The sequence below is a fragment of the Acidihalobacter prosperus genome (assembly GCF_000754095.2).
Taxonomy (GTDB): domain Bacteria; phylum Pseudomonadota; class Gammaproteobacteria; order DSM-5130; family Acidihalobacteraceae; genus Acidihalobacter; species Acidihalobacter prosperus.
In genome coordinates this window covers 709,506-728,414 of the sequence record NZ_JQSG02000003.1, presented here as the reverse complement: position 1 = coordinate 728,414, position 18,909 = coordinate 709,506, and the positions used below count along the sequence as shown (strand labels likewise).

Below are 18,909 nucleotides of genomic sequence, written 5' to 3'. Positions count from 1 at the left end.
TCAGCTCGGCAGCAGCGTGTAGCGCAGATACGGGCGCGGCGCTTCCCAGCCCTGCGGGAACAGCTCGCGCGCACGCTCGTCGGAGACCGCCGGCGGAATGATCACGCGCTCGCCCGGGCGCCAGTTCACCGGGGTGGCCACCGTCGCGCGGTCGCTGGTCTGCAGGGCGTCGACCACGCGCAGGATCTCGTCGAAATTGCGTCCCACCGAAGGCGGGTAGGTGAGGCTCAGGCGCAGGCGCTTCTGCGGGTCGATCACGAACACGGCGCGCACCGTCACCTTGGGGTCCGCCTCGGGGTGCACCATGCCGTAGGCCGTCGACACGATGCGATCCTGGTCGGCGATCAGCGGGAAATTCAGCGCATGGCCCTGGGTATCGCGGATGTCGTCGGCCCAGCCGAGGTGATCGTCTAGCGGGTCGACGGACAGGCCGATCAGCTTCACGCCGCGCGCCGCGAATTCCGGCTGCAGGCGCGAGGCCTCGCCCAGCTCGGTGGTGCATACCGGCGTGTAGTCGGCCGGGTGCGAGAACAGGATCGCCCACTGGTCGCCGATCCAGTCGTGGAAGTCGATGGGGCCTTCGGTGGTCGCGACGCTGAAGTCGGGGACGGTCTGATTGAGCTGCAGGGTCATGCGCGGGTTCCTCGTGAAGTGGTTGAAGTGGCCTCGATCAGTTCGAGGCGGTGCAGAAAATCGCCGAAGCCTTCGTCCGCGGCGCGTTCCTCGGCAAAGCGCGCGAACAGCGGACGCAGGGTGTCGATCAGCGCGGCCTCGTCCACGGCCTCGCGCACCCGCGTGTTGAGCCGGGTGCCGGCGCGGTCGCTGCCCAGATACAGGTCGTAGAGCCCCGGTGCCTTGCCGACCAGGCCGATCTCGGCCAGGTACGGCCGGGCGCAGCCATTGGGGCAGCCGGTCATGCGCAGCGACAGGTCCTCGCGCGCCAGGCCGAACTCGTCCAGCAGCCCGTTGAGTCGGCGGGTCAGTTGCGGCAGGTAGCGCTCGCTTTCGGCCATCGCCAGCGGGCAGGTGGGCAGGGCGACGCAGGCCATGGCGCCGGTCTCCAGCGATGTGCGCCGCGGCGCCAGATCCAGCGCGCGACGGGCGAGCAGCGTTTCGATGCGAGGGCGCGCCTCGGGCGTGACGCCGACCAGCACCAGATTCTGGTTGCAGGTCAGGCGCAGTTCGCCGCCGTGGGCTTCGACGAGTTCGTCCAGATCGCTCAGCGGCAGGTATTCCGGGCGGTCGTCCACGATGCGTCCGCCCGGCACGTAAAGCGTGAGGCTGGCCGTGCCGTCGGCATGTTCGACCCAGCCGAACTCATCGCCGGAGGTGTCGAAACGGGCTGGCCGTGCGGGCGCCAGCGCGAAGCCGCAGCGGCGCGTCACGTCCGCGACGAAGGCGTCCAGCCCCATGCGGTCGATGGTGTACTTGAGACGGGCCTGGGCGCGGTCGCTGCGGTTGCCGTGATCGCGCTGCGCGGCGACCACCGCCTCGGTCACGGCGAGCACCTGCTCCGGCGTGCAGAAGCCGATTACGTCAGCCACGCGCGGATAGGTCTCCGCGTTGGTGTGGCTGCGCCCCAGCCCGCCGCCGACGGTGACGTTGAACCCGGCGAGGCGGCCGTGCTCCTCGATGGCGATGAAACCCAGGTCGTGGGCGAACACGTCCACGTCGTTGGACGGCGGGATGGCCAGGGCGATCTTGAACTTGCGCGGCAGGTAGGTCGGTCCGTACAGCGGTTCGGGCTCCGACTGCACCACCGGCTCGCCCTCCAGCCAGATCTCGTGATAGGCGCGCGATCCGGGCAGCAGGCGTTCGGCGATGCGGCATGCCCAGCCGTACACCGCGCCGTGCAGGTTCGAGCGGTTCGGATTGGCGCAGGCGATGACGTTGCGGTTGATGTCGCCGCAGGTGCTGATGGTGTCCAGCAGCACGCGGTCCAGTGCCTGCACGGCCGGCTTGAGGTCCTGCTTGAACAGGCCGTGGAACTGGATGCTCTGGCGGCTGGTGATGCGCAGGCTGCCGTTGCCGTTTTCGCGGGCGATGCGCCCCAATGCCAGCCATTGCGCGCTGCTCAGCACGCCGCCGGGCAGACGCAGGCGAGCCATGAACTGATACTGCGGCTCCAGCTTGCGGCGCTGGCGCTCGGCGCGCAGGTCGCGGTCGTCCTGCTGGTAGATGCCGTGAAACTTGATCACCTGCGTGTCGTCGGCGTGCACCGCGCCGGTGTGGCCCAGCGCCAGACTCTCGACCAGACTGCCGCGCAGGCCGCGGCTCGCGGCCTTGATGCGCTCGACATCGGAAAGCGGTTTTTCAGTAGACATCGCGGTGGTATCTCCCGGTGTGCTTGAGGTCCTCGACGTAGCCCTCGGCCCGTTCGGCGGTCAGCCCGCCGGCCGCGCCGACCAGATCGATCAATGCCTGGTGCACGTCATGGCCCAGCCGCTCCGAGCCGCAGACATAGATCGCCGCGCCCTCTTCAAGCCAGGCATAAACCTCGGCGCCGCGCTCGCGCAGGCGGTCCTGCACGTAGACTTTGCGCGGCTGGTCGCGCGAGAAGGCCACGTCCAGACGGGTCAGCAGGCCGCCCTCCAGCCACTGCAGCCATTCGCGCTGATAGAGGAAGTCGGTGCGACGATTGCGGTCGCCGAAAAACAGCCAGTTGCGCCCCTGCGCGCCCAGCGCCTCGCGCTCCTGCAGGAAGGCGCGATAGGGCGCGACGCCGGTGCCGGCGCCGATCAGGATGATCGGGTGCGCCGGGTCTTCCGGCAGGCGGAAGGCTGCGTGTCCTTCGATGAACACCGGCACCTCCCCGCCTTCGGCCAGACGTTCGACCAGCAGGGTCGAGGCCACCCCCAGGCGCACCCGGCCGCGGCTCTCCCAACGCACCGGCGCCACGGCCAGGTGGGCCTCGTCGGGATAGGTGAGCGGGCTGGAGGCGATGGAGTAGCGCCGCGCGGGCAGCACACGCAGCAGATCGCCGAAATCCTGCGCGGACAGGTCGCGCGCCGGATGCTCCTGGATCAGATCGAGCACGTCGCGCCCGGTCATCCATGCGGTCAGCGCTTTATCGTCGCGCGCCAGTCCGCGCAATGCGTTCGAGTCGGCGAGCTCGGCGTAGCGTTCCACCAGGGGGCGCGTCAGCCGCGAGATTTCGTAGCGCGAGGCGAGCGCCTCGGCCAGCGTGCACTCGCCATGCCGGGTTGCGATCGTGGCGTCGCCGTTCAGACCCAGCCGGGTCACCAGCGAGTCCACCAGTTCGGGCGGGTTCGACGGCACGATGGAGAGGCAGTCGCCGGCGGCGAACTCGATGCCCGAGCCGGCCAGATCCAGCTCCAGGTGCCACACGCGACGGGTCGAGCCCTCGGCGGTCAGCGGCAGGCGTTCGAGTAGCGGCGCGGCGAAGGGCCTGTGCCGCGTCCACGAGACCTGTTCAGTGGCCGCGGACACGACGGATACCGTCGACGCCTCGCTTCGCGGCCCGTCGAACAAGCCCAGGACGCGTTCGGCCCAGGCCTGCGCGTCGTCCTCGTAGTCCACATCGCAATCGACGCGTTCGGCGAGGCGCGTGGCGCCGGCGGCGACCAACGCCTCATCGAATTCCCGGCCCGTCTGGCAGAAACGCGGGTAACTCGCGTCTCCCAGGGCGAGCACGGCGTAGCGCGTGCCGGTCAGGTCCGGCACGCGCGGTCCGGTCAGCAGCGCGTGCAGCTCCTGCGCGCCGTCCGGCGGCTCGCCGTCGCCCTGGGTGCTGACGACGACCAGCAGGTTGCGGTCCTCGCGCAGCCGCGCGCGTCGGTAGCTCCGCATGTCTAGGGCCTCGGCCGCAAAGCCGAGCGCGCTGGCGCGGCGCGCCACGCGTTCGGCCAGGGCCGCGGCGGTCCCGGTCTGCGAGCCGTAGAGCACCGCGAGGCGCACGTTTTCGGCCGCGGGCTGCGTGGCCGGCAGCGCGGACGTCGAGCCCTGCAGCCCGGCGAGATAGCCGCTGGCCCACAGCAGCTGCTCGGGGTTCAGGGCCCCAGCGAAGCGCCGCAGATCCTGAAACTGACGCTCGTCGAGCAGTGGCGCGGAAATCCGCTGAGGCATTTCGACAACCGTGCTCATGCGCTCGCGTTCCCGTCGACGTAGCGGTGCAGGCCGCATTCCTTGGATTCGGGCTGCTCCCACCACCAGCGTCCCGCGCGCACGTCCTCGCCCTGCGCGATGGCGCGCGTGCAGGGTGCGCAGCCGATGCTGGGGTAATGCCGGTCGTGCAGCGTGTTGTAGGGCAGATCGCGGCTGCGGATGTATCCCCAGATTTCCGCCTCGCTCCAGTCGGCCAGCGGATTGAACTTGAACAGGCCGTTGCCCTCGTCCCATTCGCGCACGTCCAGGGCGAGCCGGGTCACCGACTGTTCGCGGCGCAGGCCCGTCACCCAGGACTTGTATCCATGCAGGGCGCGGCGCAGCGGCTCGATCTTGCGGATCGCGCAGCAGCGCTTGCGCAGCGCCACGCTGTCGTAGAACGCATTCGCGCCGAACGCGTTGACGAAGGTTTCGAGCGCCTCGGTGTCCGGGCAGTAGATACGCGGGGCGCGGCCGTAGCGCGCGCGCACCTGTTCCAGCAGCGCGTAGGTCTCCGCCGGCAGGCGTCCGGTATCGAGCATGAAATCGTCGATCTCGGGCACCTGGCGGTAGATCAGATCCGTCAGCACGATGTCCTCCGCGCCGAGGCTGTTGGCAAAGGTCGCGGGTGCGTCCGCGGTTGCGGCGAGACGCAGAATCTCGACGCTGTGGGCGATCCGGTTGTGCAGGTTATGGGGTAGCGCAGACATGAGCGGTCCTCGTGGTCGGTCAGGCGATGAGCGTGATCGAAGCGCCGGCCAGCAACGCGGCCGTGGCAAGGCGCAGCCATCGATCGGGGAGGCGGTGCATCAGCTGCCGCCCAAGCCAGATGCCGGGCAGCGAGCCGATGGACAGATCGACGGCGGCGCGCCAGTCGACCTGTCCCGAAAGGAAGTGCGCGCCCGCGGCCAGCGCGGCCAGCGGCACGGCCATGGCCAGTTCGGTGCCGACGATCTCGGCCAGCGGGCGTTCGGGATAAAGGAGCGTTAGCAGGGCGCCGGTCAGCGTGCCCGCGCCGATGGACGACAGCGTGACCAGCACGGCCACGGTGGCGCCGCTGGCGATCAGCCAGCGTCGAATGGCGGCGGGTGGCCTAGCGACATGACCGCGTCGACGCGGCAGCAACAGCCCGAGCGCGCTCAGGGCGAGCACGCAAGCGACCGCGGTGCCGACCAGGCGGTCCTGCAGCGCGGCGTCGTGAAACGAACTCAGAAACAAATGCGCGGCGGCCACGCCCGGCACACCGCCGGCCAGCAGCCAGCCGACCGTCGCCCAGTCGACGCGCCTATCACGCGCATAGGCCAGTAGGGCACCGCTCTTGGTGAACGTCGCATACAGCAGGTCGGTGCCCACCGCGGTGGTGGGCGCAAGGCCGCAGCCGAGGATCAGTGCGGGCGTCATCAGCGAGCCGCCGCCGATGCCGGTGACGGCAATCAGGGCGGCGATCAGCAATCCGGTGGTGACGAGCGTCCAGTCCATGTCCGTGCCTGCGGTGAAGTACGCTGCAGACACTACCGACGATGCTTATTCCAAACAAAGATCGATTTATTACATGCTTATGCCTGGACGGAATATGCGGCCGGCAGTAGGCTGGATGCTTGTTCAAGCGGTTTCGGCAGCCGGGTGGCCAGATGAAGCTCCGACAGATTCAGTACGTCTGCGCCGTGGTGCAGCAGGGGTTCAGCGTCTCCGCCGCGGCCGAGGCTCTGTATACCTCGCAGCCTGGGGTGAGCAAGCAGATCAGGATGCTGGAAGACGAGTTGGGCTCGCCGATCTTCGAGCGCAGCGGAAAATCGTTTACCCGGCTGACCGAATTCGGGCGCGTGATCATGCCCTACCTGGAACGCATTCAGGCCGAAACGGAAAACGTGCGGCGCCGAGCCACCGAGCTTGCGTCACCGGCTGCGGGTACGCTGTCCATCGCCACGACGCACACACAGGCGCGCTACATGCTGCCGCCCATCGTCGCCGAGTTTCGTGCGCGCTATCCCGGTGTGGCACTCAACCTCCACCAGGGCACACCGGAACAGATAGCCGAGATGGCTGTAAACGGAAAAGTCGATTTCGCCATTGCCACCGAAGGTCTCAATCACTTCGAGGATCTGGTGCTGCTGCCTTGTTACAAGTGGAATCGAGCGGCGTTGGTGCCGCGCGGGCATCCTCTAGAGCTCGTAAAACGCCTGAGCCTGGAGGATCTCGCGAAATTTCCGCTGGTAACGTACGTTTTCGGTTTTGCCGATCACTCGGAAATGTCCGCGACCTTCGCCAAAAAGCGGTTGCGGCCCAATCTCGTGCTGACCGCCGTCGATGCCGACGTTATTAAGACCTACGTGCGTACGGGCTTGGGCGTGGGCCTGCTCGCCAGAATGGCTTACGAGCCCGAGCGGGACGGCGATCTGGTCTGTCTGGATGTGCGCCACCTGTTCCCGCACGAGGTCACTAGCATCGGCCTGCGCCGGGGCCTGGTGTTGCGGGACTACATGTACGACTTCATCCACAGATTTGCGCCACATCTGGACCGCATTGCAGTCGACATGATGGTGCTCGCGCACGACCGCCATAAGGAAACGCAATTATATCTTGCGCACATACCTTATTTGACGTTAAGGGAATAATGCTCTAAGTGAACAGCCACCCCAGGGATCGCGGAAACTATTTTGCATCAGTGTAGGCATCGGTCAGAAGAATTTGTATTCCAGGCGAGCTACCCATGTCTCACTCTGTAGAGTGCGCCTACATGTATGTGGTTGCCAAGGGCGCTTATACCGCGCGCATACAGCGCGATGGATTTCTCGTCAAAGCCAGAGGAAGGAGGGCGGGTGCTTGGGAGTCAGCAGTGGATCGCGCGTCCGTGGCGGTCGCGCGAGATATCCAGCACCACATGCACATCGGCTAGGGTGTCTGATTTCTGCAAATAGCGATTTCGGTGGTTATTGGCTGTCTGCCGGGTGGCGGCTTCCAGGTGCGCGTCCAGCGCGGTCGACAACAAGCGTTCGGCCAGATGTTTCTTGAATTCGCCGATCAGTCAGTCGTTGCTCAGCAACGCCGCGCTTGTCTGGTGGCCCTCCAGCATCTGGTCGATCAGTGCGTTATCAATGCTCGACTGGGTGCGTTGTGCCATGGGGGTCCTTTTCAGATCGCTGCCATGACTCACCACGCAAAATTACTTGCGCCTACAGGTTTGTTAGCGCCTAAATCCCATGTTTTTTCTTGAAATGGATTGGAATCTGGCAACCAGTGAATCTAGTTCAGCGGAAAGTGAGATCAATCCATCCGACAGGTTTTTTGATCGGGTGGCTGAATCGGTTATCTGTTCGGCGCCATCTCGTATATTGACCACGTTCTGGTTGATTTCCTCCGCGACAGAATTTTGTTCCTCGGCGGAGGTGGCGATCTGGGTGTTCATGTTATTGATGATGTCCACAGCGTTGGATATGGCCGTTAAGGCATTATTTACATCCGCAATGCGAGCCACGCCTTGACTGGATATGGATTGACTTGACCGCATGTTTTCTGCGCTCTCGTTGATAACTTTTTTGAACTCTTCGAGTTGAGTGCGAATGTTCGTTGTTGCATTCTGCGTTTTCTTTGATAATGCGCTGACTTCGCTTGCTACTACGGCAAAACCCCTTCCATGCTCACCTGCTCTCGCAGCCTCTATCGAAGCATTCAATGCCAGCAGGTTGGTTTGTTCGGCAATCTGGGTGATCAGGTCAGTTACTTTGTAAATTTCCTCGCTGTCATTCAAGAGTTTTTCCATGGCATGGGTTGCAAGAGCGGTTTGATCGGCCGCCTGTCGTATATACATCGAAAAATCTTTTGCGATCCGATTGCCATTTTCGGTTTCCAGGTGTGAATTTTGAGCCGCCTCGGCTGCAAAAGTGGTGTTCCGTGCAACCTCCTGTACAGTGGATGCCATTTCATTCATCGCCGTGGCCACAAGATCAGTTTGAGTATGCTGAAGCTCGATTTGCTCGATGACTCGCATCAGTTCAGTTGCTGAAGTATCTGCCGCCTGATGGAGCTTTTTGGATTCTTCCCCAAGCCGTCCCAGAATAGTTCTTTGGCCTGATTGGAGTAGGCGGATTGCCAATTCAAGACGGCCCGGCTCCCCACGTTTTCCGCTATACACGGCCTGCATGAGCGGGTTGTCCACGATCTCGCGACGCACGGAGGCATCGAGCTCCCTTAGAGGGCGAAACATCAACCAGGTCCCGAAAATTCCGAGAGCAGCCAGGGTTGCAGTGCAGGCGGTAATGGCATCCCGAGGTAGCGAGGTCATCGTCATTATCGTGATGAGTGAAAATACGACAAGAATACTGAAAATGACTCGGTTCGTCAGGTTATCCAAAAGATGGGGCTTTCCTAATTTTTCAGCCAGCCTTGACGCACGCTCGGATGCGACTCCCCGATCGTCCTGGCTGGTTGCAGGACCGAGTGCTTTGTACAGTCGTTCGGCACGTTTGCGGTCTTCGGGGCGGGGTTTTACGCGGACGGATTCATAGCCGACGCAAAGTCCTCCGTTGTAAACAGGGGTGACATAGGCATCCACCCAGTACGAGCCGCCATCCTTGCTGCGATTTTGAACAATTCCCATCCATGGTCGGTTTTCCTTGAGCGTTTTCCATAGATCGGCAAATGCTGCCTGAGGCATATGAGGATGGCGAACGATGTTGTGACTCTTGCCAATGAGTTCATCAACCGTGAAACCAGAGATTTCAGCAAAATTTTCGTTGCTGTACGTGATGACTCCAGCCACGTCAGTCGATGAAATCAACAAATCTTTCTCGTCAATAGGGTGTTCTTTCTGAGAGATGGGGAAGTTTTTCTTCATGATTATGCCCAGAAGACGTTGAGTTTCATATTCCGCGTCAGGAATGCGGTAGCTGGGCCGCAATTGTATGCTATCTGACTAGAAGATTGCTTTATTCATGAGTGTCTTTTGATATGAATTTCTTGAACTCAATTTAAAGAGCCCATCCATTCGCCCGGCGTTGACATTCTAGGTACCTGGCAGTCGGTTTTGGGGGGGGCGATGATTGACGGATGCGCTGATATCAGCATGCGCAAGTGTGCAAAATGGATGCCTGCTGCGCCAGCACCAAGCGGATGAACCCTTCCCCCGAATTCTATCTCGCTGCACAAAGGATGAGTCGCTATTAGTTTCGTGGTATCCCCTGATTCGGGCATCCGAGTTGCAACATTATTATTGTGGCTTATTGGCCTGTCAATGTAATTCGGTACCGCATCTGGTTCAGGGTAGAGGCGACCACTCAGTGCGCCCGTTCGAGGATCGTACAACGGACGGGTCGCTGCCCGTTCAGAGCTGCATCATGATTCAGCGTACCCAGCGACGGGCGTCCTTCAAGAGCAGCAGCAATTGCTGCTCTCGCAACGGCGAGGCGATGAACCCGAACCGGGTGTAGAACTGTGCCGCTTCTTGATCGATGGGATGGGTCAACATGGCCCTGATGCCGGCTTGTTCGGCAATCAGCATCGTGCGACGAATCGCGTCTTGCAGCAGGCCAAAGCCTATGCCTCGCCTCTGATCCGCCACCGAAACAGCCAGCCTCGCCAGAATCACCACCGGTAACGGGTACTGCCCCATTCCCTTGCGAATGCGCTCCGGAGCTTGCAGTGTATCGACCTGTCCAACGGTTAGGCTGAAGTAGCCTGCGACGCGGTCCTCATCCTCGGCAACCACAAAGGTCTTGGCCGAGCCGCTGCCCTGCGCCTGACGGGCGTGGCGCAAAAGCCAGTCATTCAGCGCGGGCTTGCCGCAATCGAAACCCTCTAGCCGATGCTGCGCGGCGAGAGGTTCCGGTGCGCGCAAGGTCACCTCGTGTCCCAGGGCGCCTTGTGGGCAAACAGGTTACGCAAACCTTCATTGGCCTGTTCGGGCTGATCCAGCAGATCCATCAGGGCTTGGTATTGGCTCCCGGAAACCATGAACAATCGCTGATCGAGCAGGGTCTGCTCGGCAGCCAGGCAAGCGCTGTCGAGAATGAAGTCGGTCAGCGACTTGTGGGCCACCTCGGCGGCACGGCGCAGCATCGCCTCCTGTTCGGGGGTGGCGCGCAGCCCAAGTCGGGCAGAGCGAGCGGAAGTCGACGATGCCCCGGCAGTCATGACAGCACCTCTCGTGTTAGATCAATTGCCGCAATGTTGGTACAAGAAGCGTACATTGTCTAGTGGCGTGGGCGACTCTGTGCGCGGCAAGCTCCACTGTTCAGGACGGAGAGGACGGCTCACCGAACGACGCTGGGTGCTGGTGTATGCGTTGCTGGGTGGAAACGAATTATCGGTACACGAACTGGCACCACCCGTGCGCTCTGGTCGTTGACCCAGGAAACCCCCGCTACAAACCCTTCGGGGATTTAGCGGTGGGAGACTTCATGGAGTCCGAGAACATCGTTCGGTACTGGCATGCAGTCGAGTTGCTGCAGCCGCAATCGGCCCCCAAGATCAAAGAACGCAGCAGCGCCTATGGTGCATTCCTTCACGATACGCCCTGCACGCGCCCTATCCCTCCTTGGGCACCCCAGAGCATCGTTAGCAAGCAGGCGCTTCCCGAGAAGCGCGAATGGAGCCATAGGCTCTATGCACACCTGTACGACAGCCGGCTCGTCGCCGCCGCGCTCCAGAAACTGTACGGCGCCGACCAGGGCTACCGCGAACCACAGCACCGAGAGTCTGCGATGTTCGCCGCGAAGTTCACCATGCGCGGGCAACTGGTGGAAGATAGTTTCGTGCTCTCCAGCGAGGCCTGGTTCCTCGGACGGGCGCTGGCGAGAAAGGACTGGACACGCGGATTCGAGGACGATCAGCGGGCCGCCGCCGAGCAGGCGCGAACGCAGCTACAAGGCCAGGTCTCCGGCGATGCGCTGCGGGACTTCACCCGGTGGGTGCTGCAGTTTCTCGGCGTGGCGGATTTCTTTGCGACTATTGAGCGCCCGCCACTGCGATTTCGTTCCCAACCTGTCAAACCCGACAAGCCCGCATCGGAGGACGATCCGCTCAACAGCTTCCTGCTCGACGATCTGGCCACCGTTGCTGACAGCCTCAGCAAGGGCGTGGCGAGCGAAGCGTTGAACCAATACCTGCGCCGCCACGATCCGCAACTGCGGCTGCATATCGACAGCGACGACGCCTCCCCATCGCTGATCGAGCGGCTTATGCCGCAGGCCCATGCCGATAGCTGCTGGCCCTCCGAACGGCACCTGGGGCTTGTGCATTCCCAGCAACTGGCCGTGAACACCGTTCTGTCCAAGCTCGCTGACGGACAGGGACTTCTAGGAGTCAATGGCCCGCCGGGCACGGGCAAAACGACCCTGCTGCGCGATTTGATAGCCGCCATCATCACCAGCCGGGCGGACGTGCTTGCCACGCTGCGCCGCGCATCCGACGGTTTTGCCAGCAACGCGCGCGAAACCGGCAACGATGGCGGTAAGGAGCGGGCTGCCTTCAAGCTCAATCCTTCGCTGTACGGCTTCGAGATCGTGGTCGCTTCGTCCAACAACGGCGCCGTGGAGAACGTCACCCTTGAACTGCCCCAGCGCGACAAGATCGACGAGAACTGGCTGCCCGAGGCCGAGCACTTCGCCGACCTGGGCGAGCTGATCACCGGCAAGCCGGCCTGGGGATTGATCTCTGGTGCGCTGGGCAGCAAGGCGCGGCGCAAGACGTTCGTAGACCGCTACTTCTATGGGCAGAGTCCAGCGGCCGGCCAAGACAAGGTGGACAACAACGAGGAAGCCAGCGACGAAATCGACGATGAGAATGTCGCCAAGACCCTGTTTGCCGGCCCGGCCACCGCTGCCGAGACCAATGATCAGCAAGCATCTCAGCAACCGCTGAAGAAAGCGCCGCAAGGCCTGATGGCATGGTTGGGCGAGCACAGCCAGCGCAACAAGGAGCGCAGGCCGGAAGAACGCCAAGCCCTGTGGCAGCAGGCGGTCGCCGAGTACGAGAAGGCCAAGGCGCAGGTTCGCTTGGTATGCGCCGAAGCCTCCCGCATCCGCGCTCTGATCCAGACGCTGGAAACGACCAGGAAGAAGATCACCGAAATGACTGCCACCGTGCAGGCGCTTGAAAAGCGCTTGGCGCACACGGCGGAACAACAGGCACGCCTGGATGCCGATGAAGGTCGTCCCGCCAATGCGGCGTTCAAACATGCGCTGGAGGCGCTTGCCCAACACCAGGCCAGCAAACCAGGGTTCTGGGCGAACCTATGCAGTCTGTGGGGAGCGTCACGCACCTGGAACACTGCGCTGAAACTGCTGCAAGACCGGCATGGCCTCGCCAAGGCTGAGTTCGACCGCATCGCACGGCTTGCCAAGCAATTCGAGGACTCCAGGCAGCAACTGGATAGGCAGATCGCCAATGCGCAGCAGGCGTTGAAAAAAATGCGGGCGGAAGATCAATCCCTGACGCAACAGGCCAGCGATTTGGCTAGCGCTTGTCGAGCCGACCATCTGCTGGCATGGTTGCGCGGCGGCGTGATCGGTCGTGGCGACGCCATCGAACTGGCCGAACCCTGGCACATCGAGGGCTGGCGACAGGCCCGAGCGCGTGTCTTCATTCAGGCACTGAAGCTACATCGGACATTCTTCGAGCTGGAGGCGGCACGGATGCGCTCCAACCTGTTTCTGATCAACGCGATGTTGACCGGCGCGCACCTGCAGGGATTCTCGCGCGAGGCGATTCGCTCGGTTTGGGCCTCGTTGTTCATGGTCGTGCCGGTACTCAGCAGCACCTTTGCCTCGTTCGCAAGCTCTTTCCGCACATTGGGGCCGGGGGAGATCGGCTGGCTGCTGGTGGATGAGGCCGGACAGGCCCTCCCGCAAGCGGCGGTGGGTGCGCTGTGGCGCTCCCGACGCGCGCTGCTGGTGGGCGATCCCCTGCAACTCAAGCCCATCGTCACCGTGTCCGACGCTGTGCTGGAACACATGCGCACACGCTATCGCGTCGATGCGCATTGGCTCCCCAACAGACAGTCCGCGCAGACCTTGGCGGATCAGGCCACGACATGGGGCCGCCTGGCGGGGCCAGCCGACAGCAAGATGTGGGTGGGGTTGCCATTGGTCGTGCATCGGCGCTGCGACAAGCCGATGTACAGGCTGGCCAACCGTATCGCCTACGACGGTGCCATGGTGTATGGCACCCTCGCACCGCGCGCCGACAAAGAGACGCGCGCCCGCCTGCCGACGGGATGGATTCACGCCAGCGGAGCATCCGACGGGAACTGGGTGCCGGCCGAAGGAGAGGCCTTGCGGGCGCTGCTCGCCCTGTTGCGCGTGGATGGCGTGGATGCGGCCGAAATTTCGGTGATCACGCCCTTCAAGGCTGTTCAGGAAAACCTCAAACGCCTGCTCGGTGACTCGATGGTTTCCGGAACCATCCACACCATGCAGGGCAAGGAGGCTCCAGTCGTTATCATGGTGCTGGGCGGCAATACCGAAGGTTCCGGCGCACGAGATTGGGCGGTCTCAGAGCCCAACCTGCTGAATGTGGCAGCGACGCGGGCCAAGCGACGTTTTTATGTTATCGGGGACCGGAACGACTGGCAGAACCGGTCGCTGTTTCGCGATGTCATGGATCTCTTGCCGCTCCAGTGCCTTCCCGAGCGCGAAACGATAGTGGCGCCCTAACCTTAGTAATCGTGCTGGGCTGGGAGCGATGCGCGTGCGGGTCTTGCATCGATCCGCTGGAGGCAAGCGAAGCCGCAGCGCCATAGGCACGAAGGCGTGAGGGATTGAAGCCGAATGGTTGTGACGGCAAAGACGGCATGGGGCGCAGTCCGAAAGCCCGGCGGCGCGTCGCGCCGACACACCCCGGCTCCGAGACTGCTATTACGCCGCAGGTCAACTACATGAAGAAGCTGCCCTGATCGGAGTAACCCGCAGGCTCGATCCCAACATCCGCAATGCGCGACTGCAACGCACGCTTGCAGTGAACATCCTCGCCACCATCCTGAAGCCAGGCACCCAAGTGCCGCTCCACCCTACCAGAAGCCACCGCGTCCCCACTGCTCAAATCGCAATCCCACTCCGGCTGAATGTCAGCTTTCCGAGGCTTGAGAACAACATTGATGGAAAGCTCGCCGCCGCTGATCGTATCCACACTGGCGACCGCCGGCAGATCTCCATCGAACACGAAGCGATGGGGGCTGCGCTCGCAGTGATGACTGTCTTCGGCACCACCGGGCCACCAGTTCTCGCCTTCCGACAGCCCGAACAGGCGCTGTTCGAGGTCAGCGTTGACAAGCCGACACCATCAGATTTCGCCAGACCCACCAGCGCGCGCTGCGCTGCGTTCGCAGCGGGAAGGTCTTGAACGGCGAATAGGAGCGCTTGAACTTCGGCAGCCGCAGGTCGTCGGGTGCGGCGTAGCCGAATTGCCGCAGGCGCTGCACCAGCCGGGCATTACTCGGCTTCTGCGCCTCTGCGGTTGCGCGGCCGGCAAGGGCTGCACGCAGCGCCGCATGGTTTTTGAATCCCAAGGCTGCGGCACCGGCTCGCCGGTTGCCGTCATATCGGCCACGACCTGCTCGACGAGGTGGCGGATTCCGGGCAAGGCGGCTCGGATGTCAAATACAAAGCCAGACATAATCACTCGCCCGAGTCACGGCGACATAGAGAGCGCGATGATAATCTTCGGCGCCGGACTTGCGGACCATGCCATACAGATCGCGGACATCGACAATCGAACAATAGAATGTGCTGCCCTGAGATTTATGCGCGGTCATGGCATAGCCATGCATAACCGGCGCGCAGGCGCGCGTCACCGCCCAGGCCCGGCCGAATTCTTCTTCGCGCAGCCGGTGGTTTTGCTGCTCGCGGTAATGCGCCCAGGTTGCTGTCTTGATGCGGGTATGCTCGTCCGCATCGTCTGCGATATAGAATTCGACYTCGCCGTCCTCCGGAGTCGAGGTCAGTATCCGCCAGCTGGGGATGTGCAGATAAGGGTGCTCCATCGCACGGCATTCGCGCACAACCATTTCAGTGTTGTTCTGGATGGAAATGGGTTTGAACCCGGCCGCGGCTTTTTCCCGTGCCTTGCGCTGAGCTTTGCTATTTCCAGATGTTTTCGCGGGCGAAAGCATCGCCTCCCAGAATAGTTCGTCTCGCCACTCGCTGCCGCATCCGGCGGGAAACGCATGCAGCATCTCGCGCGCGATGATCGTTTCGCCGGGCCAGAAGGGTGCGTCACCCGTGCCTTCTTGGCTCTCGTACAGGTCGGCCAGTTCCCGGTGCACGAAGGCGTTGTGATGGTCGACGACGCGGTTGCGCCATGCGACGGCGCGAATATCTTGATCGGGCCTCGCGCGCCTGAGCTTGACGAGTCCTGCTCCGACATCCGAAACCGAGGCGATGCGGACCCGGCCAGCCAGATTATCGCTTTGCCGAACGACATATTCACGGACGCGTTCCGGCGTAAACACGCCCTCTGTGTCACCCTCGATATAACCACGGACGACTTGGGCGAACTGCACGATCGGATGGGGGCGTCCGGTCGCTTTCTGGCGCACGATCTCGTTCAGCTCGTGCTGCATCGAAACGGTTTCAAAGACGGGGGGGAGCCTCGCCAGCAAAGCGCTCGTGCCGGCGTTTTTATCGGGCTTGTCCTCGACTGGCAGCAACTGTCCCGGATCGCCGACATAGAGCACCCGAACATCGCTGTCCTGCATCGCCTCATGTATGTGATAGAGCAGGGTGTCGCCCACCATGGAAGATTCGTCGATCACGACCAACGGGTAATCGTCGAAGTATTCGTTGCCGGGGTTTCTGTCGATTTCCACCCGATAAGCGCCGAATCGGTCCTCTTTGAGGCGCAGGCCCAGCAGCGCATGCAGGGTGCCCGTCCGGATGGCTATCTGGTCGGTGGTTTTGTCAGCGCTGGCGAGCGCAGCGTCCAGCTTGTCACGAATGACGGCGACGGCCTTGTGGGTCGGTGCGCAAACTGCGGTTTTGATGCCGAGTTCGGCTGCTAGCAGCACCGCCTGCACCAGCAGCCAGGTCTTGCCGGTACCGGCATAGCCCCTGAGCACGCATTCACCGGGAGGCCCCTGCATGAAGCGGCGCAGTGCCTCGAACGCGCGCGCCTGATCTGCATTCATCGTCAAAAACGACGACGAATCGAAAGCATCGGCGGTCTTTGTGGCGGGCGTCATCACCAGACCTTCCTGTCGTCCGGGATGGGTCCGATGTAACGACGATAGGCCGAGATCCAGTTGCGCGCGATCATGCGCTGAGCGTCGGCGAGCGGCAGCCTGCCGGAACAGACCAGATGGTTGAGCTTGTTCTCGAGACGGTCCTTGGCATAGGACCCCCATCCGCCGGCAACGCGATGAGGCTCAGGCCAGAGATTGCGAGGCGAAGACGGCGATCCGCCCAATTCGAGACTGATGAGGTGGTCTTCCTCGAAGAACCACAGCCGGTTCATATCCTGAGGGTAGTCGTATTCGCGAATCTGGCGCCGCTTGAGCGATTCGGTATACCGTTCAGGCGGTCGTATGCTTCTCGTATAGCCGCGCACGCAGATGGTTTCGTGGATGTTCGCCTGGGTCACGGCGGGGTTGAGGGCGCCCGGCGTGAGGCGCGGATTTGGCAGCGCATCGCGGCGCGGGAACACCGGGTGCCGGGCGTCGCGGTAGTCATGCCACCAGGCGCTGGCCGGCGACGCTGAGAACGCAGCGAACAGGGTGACAGTCAGGAGAAACATGGGGCGCCAGCACATCGAAAAGCTCCGAAAAATCTATGTATCCCCAGTTTACCGCGAGAGCGCGAAACGCAAGCCGATTGTGCAGGTTTTGGTAGGCGGCCCGCGCATCGCGATCTTTGATAGACTGGCTTCGAGGTGAAGCCATGTTACCTATCGGACATCTGTTGACGGGCGTTGAGGCGGCAAGTACCGCAGCCGGCGGCCTGTATCAAACTCACTGGGCCACCGCGCGCATGCGTCCGGGACGCCTGTGTCTCGAGCCGCTGGTGTCCGCCAGCAGCCTGCGCCAGGTCTGCGGGGTTGAGATCCTGTACCGGCCGCAGTTCCCGTTTCGCGCAATGCCGTCGGAAGACAGCCGCCGCTGGCTATCGTGGTACCGCCATCTAGCCGACCGCGGCATGGCCTTTGCGCTCGACCGCGCGCCTTATGTCACTTTCAACCTGACCACCCGGCAATTGGCGGATGATCGCATCTATCGTGAAATCCTGCGCCTGCCGTTGCATGGGCGCATTGTCGTCGAATGGGTGGAAACGCCGGCCTCGCCAGCGCAGCTTGAGAAGGCCACGAAACGCTTGCATGCGTTGAGATCGGAGGGCGTAGGCGTCGCCATCGACGATGCCGGTGCGGGCCACGACTGGATGGACCGCGCGACCCGTGTGCGACCCGACTGGATCAAGATCGATGGCGCGCTGTTTCAGGCCGGGGCGGCGGGCTACCGGAGTGCCGCAGACATCGCGTGCCGCGGGATCGTTGAGATCGCCCGAGACCTGGGCGCCGTGGTGGTGGCCGAGTGGGTGGAACACGATGCGCATGTGGCCTATGCGCGAAAGATCGGGTGTCGATATCTGCAGGGGCGTTACTTCAATGGCGCGTTGGAACGGCAGCTTGCCAGGATGGGTGTTTGAATTTTATTACGCCAATTTTATTTAAGTTTTTGAATATAAACTATGCATTGATTCCTCTCAACGGCACCATAGAATCGCTTGAAGAAGCCAGCCGGGTGCTGGCTTTTTTTGTGGCTGGCGTCCGTGGTTAGGGGTGCAAAACCTGATGGCCGCCAGGAGGCGCCGATGTCGGATATGGCGGACAGCGAACATCCTTACGTCGGGCTGACGCCCGATACGGTTTTGGATGCGATCGAAGCGGCCGGCGGTCGGCCGACGGGATCGGTGTCGGCGCTCAACAGTTACGAGAACCGCGTCTATCAGATCGGCGACGAGGAGGCGGGGTTTCTGGTCGCGAAGTTCTATCGCCCGGGGCGCTGGAGCGACGGGCAGATCTACGAGGAGCATGCGTTTTCGCAGGCGCTGGCCAGGCTGGAGATTCCGGTGGTGGCGCCGATTGCGGGCGAGGACGGGGATACGCTGTCGCGTCATGCCGGATTTCGCTTCGCGCTGTTCCCCCGGCGCGGCGGCCGCGCGCCGGAGCTGGACGATCCCGATACGCTGTATCGCCTGGGGCAGTTCATCGGGCGCCTGCATGCGGTCGGCGCGGCGCGGGATTTTCGTCTCAGGCCGACGCTGACGCCGGCCGATTTCGGTCATGCGAGCGTCGAGTATCTTCTGGCCAACGAGTGCGTTCCGCGCGAATACGCGGGCGAATACCGCTCCCTGGCCGAAGCGTTGATGGGCGAGGTGGATGCGCGCTTCGCGGCAGCCGATTTCCGCACGATCCGCCTGCACGGCGACATGCACGCCGGTAACGTGCTGTGGACCGACAGTGGCGCGCATCTGGTCGATCTCGACGACAGCCGGATGGGACCGGCGGTGCAGGACATCTGGCTGTTGCTCAACGGCGAGCGCGCGGACATGCAGCGTCAGCTGGGCGAGATTCTGGACGGTTACGAGGAGTTCTTCGATTTCGACCGCCGCGAGCTGGCGCTGGTCGAGCCGCTGCGCACCCTGCGCCTGCTGCATTACGCCGCCTGGCTGGCGCGACGCTGGGCCGACCCCGCCTTTCCGATGGCCTTTCCCTGGTTCGGCAGCGTGCGCTATTGGGAAGAGCAGATTCTCACGCTGCGCGAGCAGCGCGAGCGGATGCTGGCGCCGCCGCTGCAAATCGGGTGATACCGGCGCTGCCGTT

At 62.9% G+C, this 18,909-nt stretch carries 18 protein-coding genes; 5 read left to right on the top strand and 13 right to left on the bottom strand.

All coding sequences use genetic code 11. From position 1 onward, the window contains the following. The 5 genes from THPRO_RS10115 to THPRO_RS10095 are packed head-to-tail and all read right to left on the bottom strand — an operon-like array spanning position 1 to position 5,583. Positions 1-633, bottom strand: coding sequence for a peroxiredoxin (locus THPRO_RS10115; protein ID WP_065089575.1), 633 nt, complete (start codon positions 631-633; stop codon positions 1-3). Further along, positions 630-2,324 (bottom strand): NADPH-dependent assimilatory sulfite reductase hemoprotein subunit, encoded by a 1,695-nt coding sequence (locus THPRO_RS10110; protein ID WP_038092495.1) that lies wholly within the window; start codon positions 2,322-2,324, stop codon positions 630-632. Before THPRO_RS10110 ends, THPRO_RS10115 begins: the two co-directional genes overlap by 4 nt. Beyond that, positions 2,314-4,104 (bottom strand): diflavin oxidoreductase, encoded by a 1,791-nt coding sequence (locus tag THPRO_RS10105; RefSeq protein WP_082954575.1) that lies wholly within the window; start codon positions 4,102-4,104, stop codon positions 2,314-2,316. The genes THPRO_RS10110 and THPRO_RS10105 overlap by 11 nt, the downstream gene beginning before the upstream one ends. Beyond that, positions 4,101-4,814: a phosphoadenylyl-sulfate reductase gene (locus tag THPRO_RS10100; protein ID WP_038092492.1), complete on the bottom strand. Its 714-nt coding sequence runs from the start codon at positions 4,812-4,814 to the stop codon at positions 4,101-4,103. Before THPRO_RS10100 ends, THPRO_RS10105 begins: the two co-directional genes overlap by 4 nt. 19 nt (positions 4,815-4,833) lie before the next feature. Beyond that, positions 4,834-5,583, bottom strand: a complete 750-nt coding sequence (locus THPRO_RS10095) for a sulfite exporter TauE/SafE family protein (protein WP_038092489.1) — start codon at positions 5,581-5,583, stop codon at positions 4,834-4,836. Positions 5,584-5,735: 152 nt separating this feature from the next. Here THPRO_RS10095 and cysB point away from each other — a divergent pair, with 152 nt between their 5' ends. After that, positions 5,736-6,719 (top strand): HTH-type transcriptional regulator CysB, encoded by a 984-nt coding sequence (gene cysB / locus THPRO_RS10090; protein ID WP_038092486.1) that lies wholly within the window; start codon positions 5,736-5,738, stop codon positions 6,717-6,719. Positions 6,720-6,934: 215 nt separating this feature from the next. On the opposite strand, the gene THPRO_RS17000 is transcribed toward cysB, so the two are convergent. The 4 genes from THPRO_RS17000 to THPRO_RS10075 form a co-directional block, all read right to left on the bottom strand. After that, positions 6,935-7,090, bottom strand: coding sequence for a hypothetical protein (locus THPRO_RS17000; protein ID WP_161489963.1), 156 nt, complete (start codon positions 7,088-7,090; stop codon positions 6,935-6,937). Positions 7,091-7,288: 198 nt separating this feature from the next. Beyond that, positions 7,289-8,938, bottom strand: coding sequence for a methyl-accepting chemotaxis protein (locus tag THPRO_RS10085; RefSeq protein ID WP_038092483.1), 1,650 nt, complete (start codon positions 8,936-8,938; stop codon positions 7,289-7,291). A gap of 504 nt (positions 8,939-9,442) precedes the next feature. Then, positions 9,443-9,943, bottom strand: coding sequence for a GNAT family N-acetyltransferase (locus THPRO_RS10080; protein ID WP_038092478.1), 501 nt, complete (start codon positions 9,941-9,943; stop codon positions 9,443-9,445). Beyond that, entirely contained in the window at positions 9,940-10,233 is a 294-nt protein-coding gene (locus THPRO_RS10075; RefSeq protein WP_038092474.1) for a type II toxin-antitoxin system TacA family antitoxin, read from the bottom strand. The genes THPRO_RS10080 and THPRO_RS10075 overlap by 4 nt, the downstream gene beginning before the upstream one ends. A 266-nt stretch (positions 10,234-10,499) precedes the next feature. Here THPRO_RS10075 and THPRO_RS10070 point away from each other — a divergent pair, with 266 nt between their 5' ends. Continuing rightward, positions 10,500-13,754, top strand: a complete 3,255-nt coding sequence (locus THPRO_RS10070; RefSeq protein WP_038092473.1) for a DEAD/DEAH box helicase — start codon at positions 10,500-10,502, stop codon at positions 13,752-13,754. Positions 13,755-13,971: 217 nt separating this feature from the next. On the opposite strand, the gene THPRO_RS10065 is transcribed toward THPRO_RS10070, so the two are convergent. The 4 genes from THPRO_RS10065 to THPRO_RS10050 all read right to left on the bottom strand — a co-directional run bounded on the left by THPRO_RS10065 (position 13,972) and on the right by THPRO_RS10050 (position 16,827). Continuing rightward, complete coding sequence (locus THPRO_RS10065; protein ID WP_145930794.1) at positions 13,972-14,226, bottom strand: hypothetical protein; 255 nt, start codon at positions 14,224-14,226, stop codon at positions 13,972-13,974. 130 nt (positions 14,227-14,356) lie between these two features. Next, positions 14,357-14,605: a hypothetical protein gene (locus THPRO_RS10060; RefSeq protein ID WP_038092471.1), complete on the bottom strand. Its 249-nt coding sequence runs from the start codon at positions 14,603-14,605 to the stop codon at positions 14,357-14,359. Between the two features lie 87 nt (positions 14,606-14,692). Next, positions 14,693-16,276 carry an ATP-dependent DNA helicase gene (locus tag THPRO_RS10055; RefSeq protein WP_038092470.1) on the bottom strand — a complete coding sequence of 528 codons (1,584 nt, stop codon included), beginning with the start codon at positions 16,274-16,276 and terminating at the stop codon, positions 14,693-14,695. Beyond that, complete coding sequence (locus tag THPRO_RS10050) at positions 16,276-16,827, bottom strand: hypothetical protein (protein ID WP_052064596.1); 552 nt, start codon at positions 16,825-16,827, stop codon at positions 16,276-16,278. Before THPRO_RS10050 ends, THPRO_RS10055 begins: the two co-directional genes overlap by 1 nt. A 143-nt stretch (positions 16,828-16,970) precedes the next feature. Here THPRO_RS10050 and THPRO_RS10045 point away from each other — a divergent pair, with 143 nt between their 5' ends. From THPRO_RS10045 to THPRO_RS10040, 3 genes are read left to right on the top strand one after another with little or no spacing between them, the layout of a single operon-like run. After that, the gene (locus tag THPRO_RS10045) at positions 16,971-17,732 is read left to right on the top strand and encodes an EAL domain-containing protein (RefSeq protein ID WP_038092469.1); all 762 of its coding nucleotides are present in this window, start codon (positions 16,971-16,973) and stop codon (positions 17,730-17,732) included. Further along, positions 17,729-17,863 (top strand): hypothetical protein, encoded by a 135-nt coding sequence (locus tag THPRO_RS17395; RefSeq protein ID WP_269085369.1) that lies wholly within the window; start codon positions 17,729-17,731, stop codon positions 17,861-17,863. Before THPRO_RS10045 ends, THPRO_RS17395 begins: the two co-directional genes overlap by 4 nt. A 34-nt stretch (positions 17,864-17,897) precedes the next feature. Further along, on the top strand, positions 17,898-18,893 hold the full coding sequence (locus tag THPRO_RS10040; protein WP_082954574.1) for a serine/threonine protein kinase: 996 nt from the start codon (positions 17,898-17,900) through the stop codon (positions 18,891-18,893). The last annotated feature ends 16 nt before the right edge of the window (positions 18,894-18,909 follow it).